Source organism: Micromonospora sp. NPDC049662 (genome assembly GCF_040675055.1).
GTDB lineage: Bacteria > Actinomycetota > Actinomycetes > Mycobacteriales > Micromonosporaceae > Micromonospora.
Genome location: NZ_JBFAOC010000020.1, coordinates 77,176 through 96,039, shown reverse-complemented (window position 1 = coordinate 96,039; position 18,864 = coordinate 77,176). Strand labels below are relative to the sequence as shown.

The following is an 18,864-nucleotide window of genomic DNA, read 5'->3' as shown; positions in this document are numbered from 1 at the left end:
GCTGCCGCTACCTCCCGATCCGGTCCACGACCAGCACCAGCACTCCGAGCGCGAGCAGGATCCACACCGCGAGCGCCACCCACAGGCGGGTGATCGAGCGCTGCGCGGCCAGCCCACACAGCGCCGCACGTTCCACCCCGGCGGCGGACGCCTCGACGCCTTCGTACGGATCGGTGACGCTGTCACGCATCGCCCCGCGCTCCTTCCTCGACGGGCCCCTCCGGCGACCGGCAGCCGGCCGGCAGGCTGAGCGTCACGACGCGCGGAACGGCGCGTGGTTCCAGATGCCGCAGCAGACCAAAGCCGACGCCCGCGACGCCCGTGAACAGGCCCGGATCCGGCATCGGCCGCGGCAGGCCCGTCCGCCAGCCGTGCCGCTCAGCGGCCGCGAGGAGTCCACCGAGGTGGACGCCGTACTCCTGCTCGCATCCGGCGGCTCGCAGCAGCTCCAGTGCTCCCATGGCGCCGTGGCAGAGGCTCTGGTCGTACCCGAAACCGTGCTCGACGGTCAGCCGGACCGCCAGGTCGATGTCGCGCTTCTCCTCGCTGTCGATCAGTGCGCCACCGCCGGCCGCCTCCTCGCCGAGTGCCAGTCGGACCAGTCCGATCCCGGCCCCGCCACGGCACCAGCTCTGCCGCTTGCCCTCCTGCGGCACTCCCTCGCGCGCCAGCAGGGCGTCGTGCCAGCCACCCGCGTCGGGACGGCGCTGCGAACGCTCGGCGTCGATGCACACCCGGGCGGCGGTGTCCCATCCGGCGCCGGGAAACAGGCCGGCTCCCCGACCGAAGGCGAGGGCCGCGCCGGACATGCCATGTGCCACGCCCGCCGGGATCTCCTCGGCACGCAGGACGGATTCCAGCTGCATCGCGGTCGATCGGAGGAACCGGTCGGCGGCCGCCGCGTACACCTCCGGGCCGAAGGCCGTGGCAAGCTCGGCCGCCGTGGCGGCGATTCCGGCGGAACCACCGAGCAGGTCCCAGCAGTCGGTCGGCAGCGGGGCCGGTGCCAGCCGGCCAGCGACGTCGCGGGCCCAGCGAGCCAGGCCGGGATCCCCGGCGGAGTGGCCGAGGCACGCCGCCACGTACACCGTTCCCCAGAGCCCGTTCAGCACGCCAAGCTGACGGTTGCGGGCCAGCTGCTCCAGCGTGCTGTGCTGCAGCACGGACTCGGCATCGACCAGCATCGCCGACCGGGCGGAGGTGGCCAGCCGGCTGCGTGATCCGGTGATCAGGTCCAGGTACCCCGCGAACAGGGCGATCCCGGCGACGCCGTCGTAGAGACCGAAGGGGCTCGGTCGCACGCCGAACATTCCGCTGGACACCTCGACACCGCCCAGCCACCAGGCTCGGCCGCGATTGTCGGCCATGTCGGCGGTCAGGGCGTCCCTGATGTCGGTCGCCGCGCGAAGGACGGTGTCGCTGTCCGGCGTTGCAGCGCGGACCGGGGAGTACGACTGCCGGTGCCGTGCATCGGCCGGGATGCGCAACAGTGACAGGGTGGCTCGGATGATCCCGGTCTGCACCCGCAGATCCTCGGCGGACAGCGAGCGCAGCCGCTGGCGGACCAGGTCCAGCCCGCTGACCAGCAGAGCCGACGAGTGCACCAGTTCGCCGTTGGAGAGCAGGTCGACATCACCCGCGCGGCGCTCGAACGTCGGTATGCAACCGTGCAGTAATCCGCGGCGTTCGCTGCCGAACAGATGGAGGGCGAGCTGCCGCTCGTGGGCGTTCGCCGGCCAGATCGTGTTGACGACTTCCTCTTGCTTGAGTGCCGACCGGGCGGCATCGGGATGGCCCAGCTCGTACAGCAACTTGCCGTACTGCCAGCTCGGTCGCACGATGTGCCGCACGCGGGCCCCGGCGAACCCGGCCAGGAGCTGGTCGAGGTGATCACGGTCGGCCAGGAACATTCGGTACGCAGCGACGAAACCGTCGGCGACCGTGTCCTCGTACCCGACCACCGGCACCACGCGGCCGTCGAGCACCGGCATGTGCGTCGCGTCCTCCGCCGGCAGGGACCGCATCACGAACTCGGACCGGCCGTGCTCGTCGACGCGCAGCTCGCGGATCTGCCGGGGCTGCCGCCGTTCGCCGACGGCGCCGAGCATCGAGAGGTCCAGGGCCGTCGGCAGGTCGCCGCGGTGGCCGGGTTCCGGCAGCAGACCGGAGTCCAGGACGGTGGTGGCCTTCACCCCACCCATCTCCTCGACACCGTCGCCACGGGTGCGGAAGGAGGTGGTGAACAGGCACTCGGGATCGACCAGGACGGGCGACCGGCCGTCACACAGCACGTTCTCGTAGTGCAGATCGGTCGCCCGCATCAGGTACGCCAGCGCAACGAGCGCTCCCGAGCGGCGATAGAAGGCCCGCACCTCGTCGGCCGAGCGAGCCGGCGACCACGCGACGAACTCCTGCCACCCGTAGCGACCGCGGTCCACCGATCGGGGAACCCGGGGGGCGAGTCCCGGCTCGTGGCTGTCCAGCCACTGCAGAACCGTGGTGAGCTGGACTTCCAGGGCGAGGCTGCGAGGCTTGTAGAGGAGCTGGGTGTCGTCGGCGAAGGTGAGCAGCAGCACCGCGCCCGGCTCGTGCAGGTCGCCCACGGCGCGTACGGCTCGCATCTGCCCGGCCTCGACCCCGCCGAGCAGCGGCGTGATGAGCGGACCGTCCGCGCGCAGCCTTTGCAGCATCTCGGTGAACGTGCGCAGGTATCCGTCGAGGATGTGCTTCACCTGGCGAAGCAGAGGGGCGTAACGGTCGGCGAATTCGGCTGCGGCGGGGCGGGCCGCGTACCGGACGGCCAGCGTCTTCGCCGCTTCCGCCTCGGTCCGCCGGGCAGTCGGCGCTTCTCCGGCCTTCCCGGCTTCGTCGACTGGGGCGTCGAGATCTTCTGCGGCCGCGCGACACGCGAGCCGGCGAACGTCGCCCAGCAGACTGCGGAGGTAGCGATCGGCCACCGTGGCCGCCGCCCCCTGACCCTCGGCGCGTCCCGCCTCGGTGAGGGCCCTGTGCAGGTCGGCGAGCCGGGGCCACAACGGCAGCAGTGGCCAGAGAACCGGCTCCTCGGTCATCCAGCCGACCGGCGACTCCGCCAGCGTATGCGGCAGCTCCGCAGGCCCGGATCCAGGCGCGTCACCCGCAGGTGGTGGGCTGCCGCCGACGGGAAGGGAGAGTCGGGTACGCAGTGCGTCCTCCGGCAGCGTCCGGAACGGCGGCACCGTGGACCAGCGCCGCATCAGGTCAGTCGACATGGAGCCTCCCCGCGTCATGGATGAGGACGGCCGCCCGCCCCGGTCGGGCCGGGACGGGCGGCCGGTGCACCGGACTACTCGGCGCAGCGCTTCCGCGCGATCAGGCGCAGAGGTTCGACGTCGTCGGGCAGACGACCGTCGGCGGGACGCTGCTGCTGCAGACGAAGGTGAAGAAGTCGAGGCTGTCGGCGGCGCCACCGACGATCGACTCCAGGTACATCTCGTCCAGCGGAGAAGCACCCGCCGGAACGGCCGGCATCGTGGCCTCCTCGGACCCTCGGTTCTGCCAGGCGTCCGTCATACCCTTGATGATCATTGCTCGTCCTCCCTTTCGTTCGTGCGAACAACGGAGACCCCAAGATATCCACAACAGTGACGGGCAACACCCCTTTGTGAATTACTCGGCATCCGCTCGACCGTCTGTCAAATTGGCATTGACGGACGCCTCTGGACACCTTGTCAAACAATTCTTGACAGAGCGGATCCGGCCCTCATTCCGAACGAGGCGCCCACAGATCCGGCCTCGCGTGCGAGCAAGCGGGGCGCGACGTAGGATCGTCCCTATGGGACTTGCCGGAGCAGGGATCGTACTGGGGGTGGCCGCAGTGGCGGCCTTGGCAACGATGCTGGCCAACGTGATCACCCGACACCGCCGACGGCGCCGCTGACCGCCGGCCTGCCCTTCTGCGGGCAGCGCAGTGTCGGAATCCGCGATACCCTTGGACGATGACGATCGTCCTTATCGTTGGATTGTTCTCACTGGTGGCTGGCGCCCTTCTGGCATGGCGCCCGATCGGGATGGCACGCCTGGTCGGCCACTTCGGCATGGTAAAATTCGACCCCGCAAGAACTACCGAGTACCGCACCGCCGGAATGGTGATGGCAGCACTCGGCCTCATCCTCGCCGTGATCGCATTGTTCGCCTGACCCGAGGCGCCTGCCCGCCGTTGCGGGCGCGATCCGGAAGGGTCGCCATTATCGCCTACTACTCCAACGTCACCTCCCCTGCCTGTACTTGTGGTGGGTTCGTCGGGCGCGGCTTGAGGATCTTCGTCGCCAGATCGACCAGGGGCAGGGTGCGCTCTGATGGGGAGCGCCACGGCGAGGACGGTAAGGACGGCCAAGGCGAGCATGGCCAGGGTGATAGACCGGTGCCAGCCGATCCGTAGGCGTCCCCTGTGGACAAGTTCTACTGACCAGCGGAAACACATGATCGAGAGCACCAAAACCCGCCGGGATTAGCGGGTCTGAACCGACCCCACCCGAGACCCTGTACGGATCTGAACTACAGAGATCCCTTCACCCTGCGGGCCGAGGTCTTCCCCGAGCCCTTCCGGACGGGCGCAGGCTCCCTACGGACCGGGGAGGCCGCCGGACGGGGCGACGGAGCGAGCTTCCGGAGACCGGCGGGCTGGACGAAGAGTTGCCGCCGGGCTACCGCATCTCCCCGGGTGTCCAGCTCGTACCCCTCGATCCAGGCCCACCCGTCGTACGTGATCCGGTCTTCCAGTACGCGGATGAGCCGGAAGTAGAACGGCCGGGAGAACTGGACGCTGGCCGCCTGCGTGAGGTGCAGCAGGTCACCACCCTTGAACGGGCGCACGCCCCACCGCCCGTCGCCACGCCCCGATCCGCGCTCGGGCCACCGCGACCCTCGGACACCAGCCGTCCGGATGACAACGGCTACATCTCTGCATGCGGTGGTAATCGATCACCGTCCAGGAAAGCTCGACCTCGAACGGCACCGCGCTCACCGCGACCCCTCCCGCTCCGGGTGGGGTGGAGCAGGACGGGCGAACGGCCAGAGCTTCACGAGGTGCCTCCTACCTGGGCGAAGGTCTGACCTCAATCTAGTTCAACTTGTACAGTTCGTATAGCTGTTTCTATAAGTACAGAACGTTTGGTAGGTACCCGACGGCCCGCCCGTGCTAGGCGTCCATAAGGTGTCGATCATGATCGACGAGATGAGTCCGGTAGCGCTCTACATCCAGCTCGCGGATCTCCTCGCCAAGAAGATCGAGTCCGGAAAGCTCAAGCCCCGTCAGCCGCTCCCCTCCGAGGCCCACCTCCAGCAGGAGTACGGCGTGGCTCGCGGCACGGTCCGAGCGGCTATCCGCCTGCTGCGGGAACGGGGTCTCGTCGTGACGCTTCCAGCGCGCGGGACGTTCGTCGCCGAGAAGCCGTAGCCAGCACCACCATCACTCACCGAGGCGTCAGCCAGGTGCGCGGTCACCGATCGGGCGTACCGGTAAGCGGTCCCCAGCACGGCGGCGAAGCCGATGAGCACGGTGTAGGACCAGGCATCGCCGGGACCGGTCAGCTCGCCGTAGCGGTGCGCCAGGAAACCGACGAACGTCGCCGCGCCCAGCGCGGTCACCGCGACCACCGCGCGAAGGTCGGCCACCATCGCGGCGTTGGTCGGGGCCGCCGCCGCTGGGGCTGGTCGGGCCGTCCGCTGCGTACGCGGCGGTCGCCGCACTTGTGGTGGTCAACTTCTCGCGCGTCGTCGGCGGGTTGCGGACAGGGCGGATGGTGAGACAGCACGGTCGAGCGGGGGCGGAATCGAGCAGGGAGCGACGGTGGGGATGGTGGTGGGTCCGGCCGCGGATTCGGGGTGTTGGTGACTCGACCGGGTCGGCAGTACCGCCAGCGCGATCAGCGCGCCGAGTAGGCCCGTCGCGGCGAAGCCCCAGGCTGGCACGGTGGCATCGATCACCGCCCCGGCCAGCGGGGCGCCGAGCGCAACCCCTACCACCATCGCTGAGCCGTGCAGGCCCATCGCCTCACCCCGTACGCTCGCCGGCACCAGCCTGCTCACGGCGTCGGCGGTGGCCGCCACGGTCGGCGCGGTGAAGGCTGCGGACGGCAGCAGCATCAGGGCCAACAGCCACCACTGGCCGCTGCCCAGGCCGACCGGAACGGTGACCAGACCGAGGACCAGGGTGAGGATCAGCGACGGCACCGGGCGGGACAGCGCGCCGTAGGTGAAGCCACCGATCAACGAGCACGACGCCCAGAGCGCCAGCACCACACCGGTCCAGTCGAGCTGGCCAGCATCACGCAGCACCGCCACCACCGACACATCGATGCCGGCGATCACCAACGTGCCCGCCGCGCCGCCGGCGAGCAGTCCGATCAGCCGTGGGGTCAGCCACTGCCGGCGCGGCAGTGCCGGTGCCGGCGTCGTCGCCTCGTCACGCGCCCGGGTCGGCGGGTTCAGCACCAGCAGGGTGAGTCCGGCCAGCACGATCCCTGCGCCGACGGCGTACATGGTCAGGGTGGGCGAGACCCTGGTGGCCAGGGCCACCGCCCCGGCTGGCCCGATCATGAAGCTGAGTTCGACCGACATCGAGTCCAGCGCGTACGCCTGACGGCGTTGGGTTGGCGGGACCAGCGCGGCGATCGACTGCCGGACCACGGAGAAGACCGGGAGGGTGAGCAGCCCGCCGACGAACGCGGCACCGAGCAGCACCGGGTACGGCAGAACCGGTGCCGTAGCCCAGAACAACGCCGAAACCGCTGTGGTCAGCAGCAGCATCGGCCGCAGGCCACGTCGGTCGACCAGCCGGCCGAGCAATGGCGCGCCGAGCGCCGAACCGACCGTCATCGCGGCCCCGACCAGCCCGGCGGCGAAGAAGCCGCGGCCCAGATCGAGGACGTGCAGCGTCATCACCACGGCGGTGGCCGCCACTGGCACTCGGGCCAGGATCGCTACCAGCAGCAGCGGCCGTAACCCTGGCAGCGCGAGCGCGTCCCGGTACGGCTTCACATCCAACACGGTCCGCACCTCCCGGGCCGCCCTTGCCTAATACGGGTAGTTCCTAGTTACGGCTTCGGCCGGGTGACCTCACCGATCCAAGGCGATCCAGTAGCGCCTTACTGGACCGTGCTCGGTGTCGCGGATGCCCTCGAGGACGCCGCCGTGGTGTTCGATCGTCCGGGCCGACGCGATGTTGTCGGCCAGGCAAGGGATGAGGACGCGATCTAGGCCCAGGACGACGCGAGCCTCTGTGAGCATCTCGCCGAGTGCCCAACTCGCCAGTCCTCGGCGGCGCGCGGACGGCCGGACGCCGTAGCCGATCTGGCCGATCTCGTCATCGAACTTGTGCCGGAGGGCGATACCCCCGAGTACGTGGCCGTTCTCGACGATCCACCGGGGTGAGCCGTGCTGTTCGTCCGGACACGGATCGCCGGCCGGATGGACCATTCGGACCCGCGCGTGCACCCAAGCGGCGAAGCCTTCGGGCGAGTCCACATCGTCGTCAGCCCTCAGGCCGAAGCCGTCCTCGTGAAGGCCAGGGCCCCAGTCGTCGCGGCATTTCAAGAACGCGGCGTGCAGGCGGACAGTCGGCAGAATCAACTCGGGCATGAGGTCACGTTATTAAGAGCCGGACCGCCGGGCGAGCCGCGTCTTACCAGAATTGATCATGCCCAGAAGGCGATCCAGCTCCATATAGTCCATGTGCTTCGACAGCAACCAGAAGGTGCCGTGCCGCCCTCCTGGGCAATGTCAGCCTGGTCAAGGACGCAACCCAGATGACGAAAGCCAGGCACTTGGCAAGCCCCACGGACGGCCATTTTGTGACTTGCGTCATACCCGAGTGGCCGTAACCGTCGGCGATCCTCCGACTCGCCGCCCGCGTGCGGTCAGCAGTTCGGCGGCCTGGGGTTTGTAGAGCCGCTGCTGCGGGCCTTCCCGACCAAGCCAGCCCACGCCACCCTCCGCTTCGGCGAGCCGGACGACCCGACCGCCGTCGAGCGGCGCATCGATATATGACCGCCCGATAACCCTCCTCAGAACAGAGTTCCAGACCGAACGTCAAGCATGTCCTGGGACGTATTCGTCAAGCGGGTGGTCGGACCAGACAATCACCGGTGGCGATTGTCCGCCGCCGACTGCCGCGCGCCACATGTCCGCCAGCTGATCTGCCACACCTCGGCGCACTGATCGCGGCAGAGGGTGAACCCGATTTCGCTTGCGCGTCCGCCGTGCACAGCGGCACCACGCGGGCTTGGCCGAAACGTATACATTGACCAGCGCCGGTTTGCTGTCGATGGATCGAGACGCCATGAACTACCCGACGCCGCCACCGTTTCCCCCGCCGCCACCGCCTCTTCTGCCCCCACCGCCACCGCCACTGCCGCCGCAACCGGCACGGCCGCGACGGCTTTTGCTGCTGTTTGGTGGCCTGGCCCTGGCGTTCCTGCTGATCTGCACGATCGGCGCGCTTGTCGTGGTGCCCCGCTTCACCGGCAACCCGGGTGGCAAAAAGGAACGGGCCACTGAGGCGCAGGTGGCGGTGAATACCGCCGATCAGGAGTTGAGACAGGCGGCTGAGCGGCTGCTCACCACGTCGGCGGTCCGCTACCAGGGGTCGTTCTCCGGACCGGACGGCGACCGCATCAGCATGGACGCCCAGGTGACAAACGAAGGCACGGTGCGAGGCAAGCTGATCACTGGCGGCCAGACCGCCGAGATCCTGGACCTTGGCGATCGTACGTTCCTCAAGGTCGGCGAGGCGTTCTGGCGTAAGGCCGGGATCACCGACGGGCGCGAGAAAAAGTTTGCCAACCGGTGGGTGCGGGTCGCGGGCGACCTCTTTGGATTCGACTTCGGTGACGTCCTGGCGCCGGCTCTGCTCGCCACCGGCATGGTGCCGAGCATTGAGGAAAACGGCTATCCGCAGCAGGAGGAGTCACTCGGACTCGGCGTGGTCACCTCGGTGGATGGCGTCGAGGCACGAGCGGTGGTCCTCGACGGTGTCACGTACCTGATCAGTACGGCCGAACCGAAACGGCTGTTGGGTATGAGCACCACCCCGGTGGCCGAGTCGGGGAGCGGCTTTCAGACGATCGCGCACCGGGTGAGTGACGTCGAGTTGCGCGCCAAGCTGCAGGTTCTCACCGACGACCAGCGGCAGTTGCTGTTCGACGAGGTGAAACGTCAGATGGGCGTACTGGCGCAGTCCCTCGACAGCATCGTCCAGGTGTCGCTCACCGGCGACGCGAGCCTCAGCCCCTGCACCACCAACGGCTGCACCGCGAACCTGAAGCTCCGCAGCAGGGTGACGTCGGCATCCAAGTACGTGACGATCGACAAGCAGGTCACCGTCGAGGTGAACATCACCATGACGTTGGACGGCAGGCCGGTGCAGACCTGCCCGGAAGTCCTGATCATGAAGCCGAAGGACACCAAAACGGTACGGTGCCGCGCGTCGTACTACATCCCGCCGGCCCGGAAACCCAAGACCCACCAGGTGTATGCCGCGTACACGGCGGTCGCCCGGGCGGTCACCACGGCGGATGCCAAGAAGATGGCCGCTGACCTCGCCGACGAGATCAAACGCAACGGCACGTTGGGCGTCAAGCCGGCGGACAAGCCTCATGAGTACCTGCCGACCGGCGCGAACCCGCCGGCCCTGAACACCCGTCAGCAGCAGGCGAAGACCCGCGTCGAACAGCTCGCGAAGCAGGCTTGCAAAGACGTGCAGCGGTGGCCCGGAGAGTCCCCGCAGCACTGGGGCGACCGGGTGCACAAACGACTCGCCGAGCTCGTCGGTGCGGAACCGGCATCGGCCAACCTGTTCGCGGAGGTCGGCTACCGCAACGGTCTGCTCGCCAGGAGGTGGAAGAATCCGGTCACCGCACGAGAGGGCTGGGAGAAGGGCGCCAAGGCGCCGGATGTCGTGCTCGGCGTGGACGAACTGCGACCGGAACTCATCCTCGACCTGAAGACCGGCGCCAAGGGGCTCGAAACCAAGTGGTACGGGGACCTACAGAACCAGCTCCCAGCAAGGTATCGGAACGTTCCGGCGATCACCGTTCGATGCTGAGAAGGGGATGATCACGTGGATGTCGGCAGGTGGGAAAAGGCCGTCGACGCGTACCTGCTGCCCGCTCTGGGTGATGGCTGGCGTGCTGCGGAGGGCCGACTGGTGCGGGGTCCGGTCGGCTGGACCGCCCAGACGGTGCAACCAATTCCACCACTGCGCCGGCGGCCCAATTTCCAGGTCGAGGTGATCGTCTGGTTGCTCGCGGTGCCAGCGGCCGACGGCCACACGTGCTCACGGCGGCTGGAGGGAGTGTTCCCGGAGCCGGACGCCCTGGCCGGCTACGAACCGGTGATGGCCGACATCCGGGACGTCGTACTCCGGGAGGGCATCCCGTTCCTGGACCGTTACGGAGATGTCGAGGGCTTGCTCGCTTACCGACTGGAGTGGGAAGCCCAGGACGCGGAGCGTGGCCTGACCGACCCCGACATACGTGCAGCCGAGGAACTCGCCTACCTGCATGTGATCCGCGGTGACTGGGACGCCGCGCTGGCGGCTGCGGCGCTGGCTGAGGAGGCCGGCGAACTGAACCGTTCCCGCCCGCACCCGATCGCCTGGGAGGATGAGATCCTCGAACGCGTTCGTGCGGTGATCGCCCTCGGCCCGGACGGCGCCCGCGAGGCCCTCGCCCGCAACGCGGCCACAACGGCGGCCGCGTTGTCCCTGCCCTACTCCATGCCGCGTTGAAGCGCCAGGGCGAGCGGATGAGCGGCACCGAGGCGGATTAGAACGTTGCGGTACTTCGCCGCTGTGCGGGAACGGAAAAGGGCCGTCTCGGTTTCCCGAAACGGCCCTGATCTTGTGCGCCCGAAGGGACTCGAACCCCTAACCTTCTGATCCGTAGTCAGATGCTCTATCCATTGAGCTACGGGCGCTCGTGCTCAGCCAGTGTACACACCCGGCTTTCGCGCGGAGACTCCGGGATTCGAACCCGGGAGGGGCTTTAAGACCCCAACCGCATTAGCAGTGCGGCGCCATAGACCAGACTAGGCGAAGTCTCCCTGGTGGCCCGCAGACCACCGCGCCCGAGGATACAGGTCGGCACCCACCGGGGGCAAAACGACTTCCGGGGTACGCCGACCCGGGCAGCGCGCCCCGGTATTTCACCGCTGTGCGGGGGCGTGATCGGGACTACGCTCCATCGATATGCAGGAGCAGCCGCCCAGCGAACCGACCCGCCAGGAGCCTGCTGAGCGCCCGCGTCGGCGCCCGGCGCGGGCCACGTTCACGCCGCCGCAGGCGACCGATCAGCCTGCCGAAACGGCACCGGCGGCACCGGCGAGCCCGCGTCCCCGCCGGGCCAAGGCGGCGCCGGTGATCTTCCAACCGCCGGATCCGGACCGTCCCCTGCCCCGGCAGACAGAGCCCGCCCCCGCCCACCCGGAGAGCACCCCGGTCAAGCCGCCCGCTGCCGCCAGCGACGCGCCGCACCCCACCAGGGAACCCGCCGGCACCGCGGCGCACCCCACCAGGGAACCCGCCGACGACACGGCACACCCCACCGAGGAACCCGCCGGCACCGGGGCGCACCCCACCAGGAAGTCCGCCAAGAAGGCAGCTCAACCCGCCCAGGGCGCAGCTCGACCCGCCCAGGACGAGGCGCTTCCCGGCGCGGCGGGAGAGCCGACGGGCCAGCCACCGAGGGCGCGGGCGCCCCGGCCCCGGAAGACCGCCACCAGCACGGCGGCCGTCGCACCGACACCACCTCCGCCAGCGCCGGTCATCCCGGATGCGACGCCCGTCACACCAGAGCCGACCGAGATCACGCCAACCCCTCGCAAGCGCGCCACGCCCACCCGTAGAGCCGCCACGGCGAAGGCGGGCGCACCCGCAGTCGCACCGGCACCCGCGCCGGAAGCGGCTTCCGCGATCACCCCCGAGCCGGCCGCAGCGGCGGTCCCCCCGGGCAACCCCGAGGCGGCTTCGACGCGTACCCCCGAATTGCCGGCGGTGGTCGCGCGTCTGCGCGACCATCCCGGTTTCGCTCCGGAGTTCCTGGCGATGGAGGCGGTGCGGACGCTCGGACCCGGCGCGGCCGAGTGGACGCGGCGGCTGCGGGACCGCTACCCGGACGCTCCGGCGGACGGTCTGGCCCGGCTGGCGACCCGGCGGTACGTGCGGGCGGCGGGCGCGGGAGGGGCGGCGGCGGCGCTGGCCGGTCTGTTCGCGCCGCTGGCGGAGCTGGTGTCGGTGCTCTGGACCCAGGCGAACCTGGTGCTGCACCTCGCGGCGGCGTACGGACGCGACCCGGCGCATCCCGATCGGGCCGAGGAGCTGCTGGTGTTGACCCAGGTGCATCCCGACGCGGCGAGCGCGCGGGCCGCGCTGCTCGGTGCGCGGGAGGCCGGTGATCCGGTGGAGGGGACGTGGCCGAAGGCGGCGGAGGCCGCCTGGCGGCTCGCCGCGCCGCTCACCGCGCAGGCCGGCGGGTGGGTGGCGTTGCGGTTGGCGTCCCGACTGGTGCCGGGGGCGGCGGTGGTCGCCGCCACGCTCGGCGACGCGGCCGCGGCCGATCGGCTGGCGGCGCGGGCGGTGGCCGCCTACCGGCCGCACCGGCGCTGAGCGGTCACAACCAGTCGAACCACTCGCGGGGCAGCGACGCGTAGCCGACGAAGGCGACCACGTCGAGCACGGTGTGCGCGATGACCAGGGGCATCACCCGGCGGGTACGCAGGTAGAAGAGGCTGAACACGACGCCCATCACCGCGTTGCCGACGAACGCGCCGAAGCCCTGGTAGAGGTGGTAGCTGCCGCGCAGCAGCGCGCTGGCCGCGATGATCGCGGCGAGCCGCCACTGGAGTTGGCGCAGCCGGGTGACCAGGTAACCGACCACGATCACCTCCTCCAGCACGGCGTTCTGCACGGCGGCGAGGATCAGCACCGGGACCGCCCACCAGACCTTCGGTAGCGCCGCCGGCACCAGCGTCGCGTTGAGGCCGAGGTGCGCCGCCACCCAGAACAGGGCCAGGCCGGGCAGGCCGATCAGCGCGGCCAGGCCGGCGCCCCGGGCCAGATCCTGGCCGGGCCGCCGCGCGTCCAGGCCGAGGGTCCGCGCCGGGTCGCCGGGGTCCCTGCTGATCAGGTGTACGGCGAGCAGCACCGGAAGCAGCGCGAACACGATGCCGAGAAGCTGGTACGTCAGGTCCAGCCAGGGGCGGGCCGACGCGGAGGTGTTCAGGGCGGCGGTCTGCTTGGAGAGCGGGCCCTCGGCGGTCAGCTTCGCGATGATCGAGACCACCGCGTAGACGGCGGACTGGCCCAGGGACAGGCCCAGGACCAGCAACGTTTCGGTCCCCAGCAGCCGGCGGGACACCGGGCGGGTCAGCTCAACGGTCACCGCACCACTCTGCCCGACGGACCGGCCAGCGGGCAGGGCCGACCGGCCGGCATGAACCGATCGCACATTCTGTGCGACCGGTGCACACGCTCCGTGGAGATTCTATGGGTGCCCGATCCGCTGCCGTCTGGAGAAGGAGCACCGGTGGACGATGTCGCACGGTTGCTGAAGGAGAGCTGGACCCTGGTCGAGGAGGACCGGGAGCGGCTGACCGGGCACTTCTACGCTCGGGTGTTCCTGCTCGATCCCGCCCTGCGCCAGCTCTTCCCGGTGCAGATGGCCGGCCAGGGTGACCGCCTGCTGGAGGCGATCATCACGGCGATCCACACCGTGGACGACCCGGAGAGCTTCGACGAGTTCCTGCGCGCGCTGGGCCGCGACCACCGCAAATACCACGTCGACGACCGGCACTACGCCACGATGGGCGTCGCGCTGCTCGACGCGCTGCGCAGCACCGCCGGCGACGGCTGGAACCTGGAGTACGACCAGGCGTGGCGGGACGCGTACGCGGCGATCGCCGCCAAGATGGTGGCCGGGGCGGCCGACGACGACAACCCGCCGTTCTGGCACGCCGAGGTGCTGACCCACGAGCGCCACGGCCCCGACATCGCCGTGCTGACCTGCCGGGCCCTGCAACACCCGCTGCCCTGGCGGGCGGGCCAGTACGTCAGCCTGGAGCTGCCCCGCTTCCACCCGAGGGTGTGGCGGAACTACTCGGTGGCGAACGCCCCGAACGACGACAACGTGCTGGAGTTCCACGTCCGGAGCCCCGGCGCGGGCTGGGTGTCCGGGGCGCTGGTCCGCCGGGTGCGGCCCGGACACCTGCTGCGGCTGGCGGCGCCGATGGGGTCGATGACCCTGGACCGCTCCTCCGAGCGGGACATCCTCTGCGTGGCCGGTGGCGTCGGGCTCGCGCCGATCAAGGCGCTGGTGGAGGAGTTGGCCACCTACAACCGGACGCGGTGGGTGCACGTCTTCTACGGCGCCCGGCAGGCGACGGACCTGTACGCGCTGGCCGCGCTACAGGATCTGGTGGCCACACACCCGTGGTTGTCGGTCACCGCCGCGTGCAGCGACGACCCGGACTTCGACGGCGAGCAGGGCGACATCCCGGACGTGGTGTCCCGGTACGGCCCGTGGACCACGCACGACTGTTACGTCTCCGGATCGGCGCAGATGGTCCGGTCGACGCTGCGGGTGCTGGCCGCCGACGAGGTGCCGCCGTCGACCGTCCGCTACGACACGTTCGGCGATCTCTAGACGTTCCTCCCCCCACACCGGGGCGCGTGCCCCTGCCCCCTGGGGCGCGCGCCCCGGTCCCCTCGCTGTCTCAGTAGCGCCAGGGTCGCCCGGTCTCCCGGTACTCCTCGACCGGCACCAGCGGCACGCCCGGCGCCATCCGGTCCACGTAGAGCCGGCCCTGAAGATGGTCGATCTCGTGCGCGACGAGCCGGGCCATGCCGAACTCGAACGACGTGATGATCCGGCTGCCGTCCCACTGGGCGTGTTCGACGTCGAGCCGCAGCGGCCGGGGCACCAGACCGCGGTGGTCGAAGAAGGAGAGGCACCCCTCGTACTGCTCGTCGGTCTCCGGGTCGGCGTCGACCACCCGGGGGTTGAGCAGGACGACCGGTTCCGCCGAGCGGTCGGGGGGTCGGACGACGGCCGCGGCACGGCCGATGGCGAGCTGTGGGGCGGCGATACCGACCCCCTTGCTGAACGGGTGCAGCTCGTCGAGTCGGGCCAGCGCCATGATGAGGCGGTCCACGATCTCGCGGGCCGCCTGCTCCTCGCCGGGGAGGTCGAACTGTCGCACCGGCTGTCGGAGCAGGTCGTCGCCGCGCTGCACGATGCCGATCCCGCGCATGCGGTCGCTGGGGCGGACCCGGGTGGCGCCGGGGCCGACGTCCGGCTCGGTGTCCGGCCGAGCCCGGAAGCGCCACTGCATCCGGTAGCGGGCGTTCAGCGGCGGGTCGTCGGTCTGCCAGTCGACGATCGCCCGGTCACCCTCGTCGTGCCGCTGCGGGGCCGTCCGCAGCGGGCCCTCCTCCGCCGAGAGCGAGGTCTCCACGCCCCAGACCTGCGGATCGAACGCCGCCGGCAGATCCAGGCGTACGGCGAGACGCCGGGTGGGCAGCCGGACGGCCCGCTGGAACCAGGGGCCCCACTTGTCGTGGCCGACGCTGTACGCGTACTCGATGGTGGTCCGGTCGCCGGGGTACAGCGGAAAGCGGCGTTCGCCGTTCTCGAAGAGGAGCCAGATCTCCTTGAACGCGTCCCGGTCGTGTTTCGCCCGCCAGTGCATCGGCTCGGAGTCGCCGGTGCCGTCGTCGCGTCGGGCCTGTAGTTGCAGCTCGGCGAAGGTGAGCGGGTGTTCCCGGTGGTGCCGGTTGGAGCGACCGGGATCGTTCGGGTAGCGGTCCACCGCGACGCGGACGAGGTAGCGGGTGACCGGCTCGGTGCCCGCGTTGTACAGCTCGCGGCGGATGACGCACCGGTAGCCGTCATCGGTGTGGGTGAGGGTGGCCAACTCCCGCTCCACCACGAGGCCGGTGCCGGGGGGCAGCCACTGGCTGGACAGCGGGGGTTCGCGCTGCGGTTGGCCGGAGCGGGCGTGCCGGAGGTCGTCGTACTCGCGGAAACGCTGCCAGATCGCGCCGCTGGCCTCCAGGACGGCCTCGGCGCGGCGGGCGAAGTCCTCGGTCGGGCGGTGTCGGCGCCCTTCGACGTGGCTCACGTAGGACGGGTCGAAACCCATCAGCACGGCCAGTTGTTTCTTGGAGAGGCCCCGCCCGGCGCGCTGGCGGGCAAGCTCGGCCGCAAAGGACTCGGCAGCCCGCTCGAGGGGTGAGGTCGTCATCGGCTTCCTCGCGGCCGGGAGTATCAGTTTCACGTTCCGTGGCCGAGCGCACACTCATCTGGCATGTTCCCGACACACCGCTTGACAGCTCATGTCTTGCCGCCTGTGACGGCGGCCGGCGGTGGCAACCCCCGCCGGGCGGCTGGAGTCCTTATCCCCGTGAGAGTTGATCCGAGTTTCGACAGCTTCGTCGAGCAACGGTCGGCGGCGCTCCTGCGGCTCGCGTTCCTCCTCACCGGGGATCGGGGCCACGCGGAGGATCTGCTGCAGACGGCCCTGCTGCGCACGATGCGTCGCTGGTCGAAGGCCCGCGAGGCCCCTGAGCCGTACGTCCGGCAGGTCATGGTCAACCTGTCCCGGGACCGGATCAGGGACCTGCTGCGACGCCCACGCGAGACGGCGCTGCCGGACAACCCCGACGCCTTCCGCTCCACCGATCCCGGATTCGACGGCGTCGGGGAGCGGCAGACGGTCGCCACGGCGCTCGCCCAACTTCCCGTGCGGCAGCGACAGGTGATCGTGCTCCGGTACTTCGAAGACCTCTCCATCGAGCAGACGGCGGAGCTGATCGGCTGCTCGATCGGAACGGTCAAGTCGTACACCTCCCGGGCGCTGGCGCGGCTGCGCGAACTACTCGGCGACCTTCACGAAACCGAAGAGGCAAGGACCCTGCGATGACCGCTCTCGACGACGAACAGCTGGGCCGCCTACTGGGCGACCGGCTCCACGAGGAGACGTACACCATGACCGCACCATCGAATCTCACCGAGACCCTGCACCGTAAGAACCGCCGTCGTACCCGGGCACTGGGTCTGGCCGTGGCCGCGCCGGTGGTCGCCGCCGTGGCCGTGGGCGCCTCGCTGGCGTTCGCTCCCGGAGGCGTGGGAGGCGGCGGCGCCCCGAAGGAGGCGCCGGAGATGCTCACCGTCGGCTACGTCGCCGAGCAGACGGCCACCGCCCTGGGCCAACTACCGGGGTACGTCCAGCACGAGACCGCCAAGCACCAGGGCCGGGACGGCAAGCAGGCGAGCCTGATCGAGCTCTGGGCCGACCGCACCACCAGCCGCGAGCGGCAGGACAACAAGATCTACTACGGCGACGTCCGCTCGTACACCGTGGCGCTGGACGGCTCCACCGCCGTCGAGCTGAACCATGACAAGAAGAAGTGGTGGACCTACCAGGTCTCCTCGCTCAAGCCGGCCGACACCAAGCAGGTCCAGTACCTACCGCCGTCGCTCAACCCCAAGGACCTCAAGCGCGCCGTCGACAGCGGGAAGGTGACGCTCGTCGGGAAGGAGCGGCTGGACGGCAGGCAGACCGTGCACCTGCAGTGGCTGGGCGGCCCGGACAGCGCCATGGACACGGCGAAGACCGCCGAGGAGTCCATGCAGATCTGGGTCGACGCGAAGTCCTACCAGCCGGTCCGGGTCGTCAACAAGGTGTTCAGCGGCACCACCACCAGCGACTACGAGTGGCTGCCCCGCACGAAGGAGAACCTGGCGAAGGTGACGGTGACTCCTCCGGCCGAGTACCGGAAGCTGTCGTGCACGCCCACGCCGGCCAAGGACTGCGGCTTGAACGACTGAGTCGTGTTTACGAGGCCCCGGATCGCGGTACGCGGTCCGGGGCCTCTCGGCCTGCCCGAACAGGGCAGCCGCTGTCGCCCGGATTACAGAACACTCGGGTATGCCGGCGAGCATGGTTAGGCTAGCCTTAGCTCAGGACGGCATCTGACCGTCCGCCGGGGGAGGCTCCTCGGCCATCCGGACGGGGGACGGCTCAGGTGACTGCGGTGATGCCGAGGCGGGACGTGACCGCCACGCCGCTCGCCCCCGTCACGGCCGCGCTGCGGACCATGTTCGGCACCGACGACCTCCCCGGGCTCGCCCGGGGGCTGCTGGTCGACGACGAGCTGGGCTGGGCCCCCGCCACGACCCTGGTCGACGGCACCCGCCTGCCGGAGCTGCTGCGCGCCGCGAGTGTCCGCTGGGGCGGCACCCCGCACGCCTGCGCCGCGCTGGCCTGGAAGTCGTACAGCTACTGGACGGCGCTGCCGGTCGTGCTCGGTTGGGCCTCGGCCCGCCGGGTTCCGCTGCTCCACCCGGCCGACGTGCTGATCCACTTCGAGGACCACCGGCCCCTGATCACGCTGGGTCTGCGCCGCGGCACCACCGTGGCGGTCCTGCCGAGCGACCCGCTGGCGCTGTCCGGCCTGCCGGAGGTACGCGTCGTCGCGGGTGAGGCGGAGTTGCTCGCCGAGCTGCGGGCCTCCCTGCTCGACGCCCACCTGGCCCCGCTGATCGCGGCGATCCAGGCCGAGGTGCGGGTGGGCACCCGGACGCTGCTCGGCTCGGTCGCCTCCGGCATCGCGCACGGCATCCTGCGCGGTGCCGACGCGCTGCCCGGCTCGACGGTGCAGAGCATCGACACCCTGCTCGGCGCGCTCGACCTGGCCGACCTGGTCGAGCTGGTCCCCGGCCCGGCCGGCGAGCCCAGCGTCCAGCGCCGTACCTGCTGCCTGGCCTTCACGCTGCCCAGCCCCAAGGTCTGCCAGGGCTGCTGCGTCCGCCAGGGCTGACCCCCTTT

Annotated in this window: 17 protein-coding genes and 2 tRNA genes; 9 read left to right on the top strand and 10 right to left on the bottom strand. The window is 70.3% G+C overall.

What is annotated here, in order from left to right:
* Positions 1 to 7: 7 nt before the first annotated feature.
* The 3 genes from AB0J36_RS17510 to AB0J36_RS17500 form a co-directional block, all read right to left on the bottom strand.
* Positions 8 to 190, bottom strand: coding sequence for a hypothetical protein (locus AB0J36_RS17510; protein ID WP_357131699.1), 183 nt, complete (start codon positions 188 to 190; stop codon positions 8 to 10).
* Positions 183 to 3,251 carry a type 2 lanthipeptide synthetase LanM family protein gene (locus AB0J36_RS17505; RefSeq protein WP_363660859.1) on the bottom strand — a complete coding sequence of 1,023 codons (3,069 nt, stop codon included), beginning with the start codon at positions 3,249 to 3,251 and terminating at the stop codon, positions 183 to 185. Before AB0J36_RS17505 ends, AB0J36_RS17510 begins: the two co-directional genes overlap by 8 nt.
* 100 nt (positions 3,252 to 3,351) lie before the next feature.
* Positions 3,352 to 3,567, bottom strand: coding sequence for a hypothetical protein (locus AB0J36_RS17500; protein ID WP_357131693.1), 216 nt, complete (start codon positions 3,565 to 3,567; stop codon positions 3,352 to 3,354).
* A 410-nt stretch (positions 3,568 to 3,977) separates the two neighbouring features.
* On the opposite strand from AB0J36_RS17500, the gene AB0J36_RS17495 reads away from it, so the two are divergent.
* Positions 3,978 to 4,178: a hypothetical protein gene (locus AB0J36_RS17495; RefSeq protein ID WP_357171805.1), complete on the top strand. Its 201-nt coding sequence runs from the start codon at positions 3,978 to 3,980 to the stop codon at positions 4,176 to 4,178.
* Between the two features lie 358 nt (positions 4,179 to 4,536).
* On the opposite strand, the gene AB0J36_RS17490 is transcribed toward AB0J36_RS17495, so the two are convergent.
* On the bottom strand, positions 4,537 to 4,854 hold the full coding sequence (locus tag AB0J36_RS17490) for a hypothetical protein (RefSeq protein WP_363660858.1): 318 nt from the start codon (positions 4,852 to 4,854) through the stop codon (positions 4,537 to 4,539).
* A gap of 349 nt (positions 4,855 to 5,203) precedes the next feature.
* Between AB0J36_RS17490 and AB0J36_RS17485 the strand changes: the two genes are divergently transcribed.
* Complete coding sequence (locus AB0J36_RS17485; RefSeq protein WP_357131684.1) at positions 5,204 to 5,437, top strand: GntR family transcriptional regulator; 234 nt, start codon at positions 5,204 to 5,206, stop codon at positions 5,435 to 5,437.
* A gap of 302 nt (positions 5,438 to 5,739) precedes the next feature.
* On the opposite strand, the gene AB0J36_RS17480 is transcribed toward AB0J36_RS17485, so the two are convergent.
* Positions 5,740 to 7,020, bottom strand: a complete 1,281-nt coding sequence (locus AB0J36_RS17480) for an MFS transporter (RefSeq protein WP_363660864.1) — start codon at positions 7,018 to 7,020, stop codon at positions 5,740 to 5,742.
* 78 nt (positions 7,021 to 7,098) lie between these two features.
* Positions 7,099 to 7,620, bottom strand: a complete 522-nt coding sequence (locus AB0J36_RS17475; protein ID WP_357131681.1) for a GNAT family N-acetyltransferase — start codon at positions 7,618 to 7,620, stop codon at positions 7,099 to 7,101.
* Positions 7,621 to 8,227: 607 nt separating this feature from the next.
* On the opposite strand from AB0J36_RS17475, the gene AB0J36_RS17470 reads away from it, so the two are divergent.
* Complete coding sequence (locus tag AB0J36_RS17470; RefSeq protein ID WP_363660857.1) at positions 8,228 to 10,084, top strand: hypothetical protein; 1,857 nt, start codon at positions 8,228 to 8,230, stop codon at positions 10,082 to 10,084.
* 15 nt (positions 10,085 to 10,099) lie between these two features.
* Complete coding sequence (locus AB0J36_RS17465; RefSeq protein ID WP_357171801.1) at positions 10,100 to 10,768, top strand: hypothetical protein; 669 nt, start codon at positions 10,100 to 10,102, stop codon at positions 10,766 to 10,768.
* Positions 10,769 to 10,883: 115 nt separating this feature from the next.
* On the opposite strand, the gene AB0J36_RS17460 is transcribed toward AB0J36_RS17465, so the two are convergent.
* Both AB0J36_RS17460 and AB0J36_RS17455 read right to left on the bottom strand, forming a co-directional pair.
* Positions 10,884 to 10,956: transfer RNA gene (locus AB0J36_RS17460), tRNA-Arg, on the bottom strand.
* Positions 10,957 to 10,991: 35 nt separating this feature from the next.
* Positions 10,992 to 11,082 (bottom strand) — tRNA-Ser (locus tag AB0J36_RS17455).
* Positions 11,083 to 11,395: 313 nt separating this feature from the next.
* Here AB0J36_RS17455 and AB0J36_RS17450 point away from each other — a divergent pair.
* Complete coding sequence (locus AB0J36_RS17450) at positions 11,396 to 12,643, top strand: hypothetical protein (RefSeq protein WP_357171800.1); 1,248 nt, start codon at positions 11,396 to 11,398, stop codon at positions 12,641 to 12,643.
* Positions 12,644 to 12,647: 4 nt separating this feature from the next.
* Here AB0J36_RS17450 and AB0J36_RS17445 read toward each other — a convergent pair whose 3' ends face one another.
* Complete coding sequence (locus tag AB0J36_RS17445) at positions 12,648 to 13,418, bottom strand: CPBP family intramembrane glutamic endopeptidase (RefSeq protein WP_357131669.1); 771 nt, start codon at positions 13,416 to 13,418, stop codon at positions 12,648 to 12,650.
* Positions 13,419 to 13,562: 144 nt separating this feature from the next.
* Here AB0J36_RS17445 and AB0J36_RS17440 point away from each other — a divergent pair, with 144 nt between their 5' ends.
* Positions 13,563 to 14,678 (top strand): globin domain-containing protein, encoded by a 1,116-nt coding sequence (locus AB0J36_RS17440; RefSeq protein ID WP_357131666.1) that lies wholly within the window; start codon positions 13,563 to 13,565, stop codon positions 14,676 to 14,678.
* 70 nt (positions 14,679 to 14,748) lie between these two features.
* Here AB0J36_RS17440 and AB0J36_RS17435 read toward each other — a convergent pair whose 3' ends face one another.
* Positions 14,749 to 16,278, bottom strand: coding sequence for a peptide deformylase (locus AB0J36_RS17435; protein WP_357131663.1), 1,530 nt, complete (start codon positions 16,276 to 16,278; stop codon positions 14,749 to 14,751).
* A gap of 153 nt (positions 16,279 to 16,431) precedes the next feature.
* Between AB0J36_RS17435 and AB0J36_RS17430 the strand changes: the two genes are divergently transcribed.
* From AB0J36_RS17430 to AB0J36_RS17420, 3 genes are all read left to right on the top strand, one after another.
* Positions 16,432 to 16,956 carry a SigE family RNA polymerase sigma factor gene (locus AB0J36_RS17430; protein WP_357131830.1) on the top strand — a complete coding sequence of 175 codons (525 nt, stop codon included), beginning with the start codon at positions 16,432 to 16,434 and terminating at the stop codon, positions 16,954 to 16,956.
* Positions 16,953 to 17,864 carry a hypothetical protein gene (locus AB0J36_RS17425; RefSeq protein ID WP_357131659.1) on the top strand — a complete coding sequence of 304 codons (912 nt, stop codon included), beginning with the start codon at positions 16,953 to 16,955 and terminating at the stop codon, positions 17,862 to 17,864. Before AB0J36_RS17430 ends, AB0J36_RS17425 begins: the two co-directional genes overlap by 4 nt.
* Positions 17,865 to 18,073: 209 nt before the next feature.
* A complete protein-coding gene (locus AB0J36_RS17420; protein WP_357131656.1) occupies positions 18,074 to 18,856 on the top strand; it encodes an IucA/IucC family C-terminal-domain containing protein in 783 nt (260 codons plus the stop codon).
* Positions 18,857 to 18,864 lie beyond the last annotated feature (8 nt).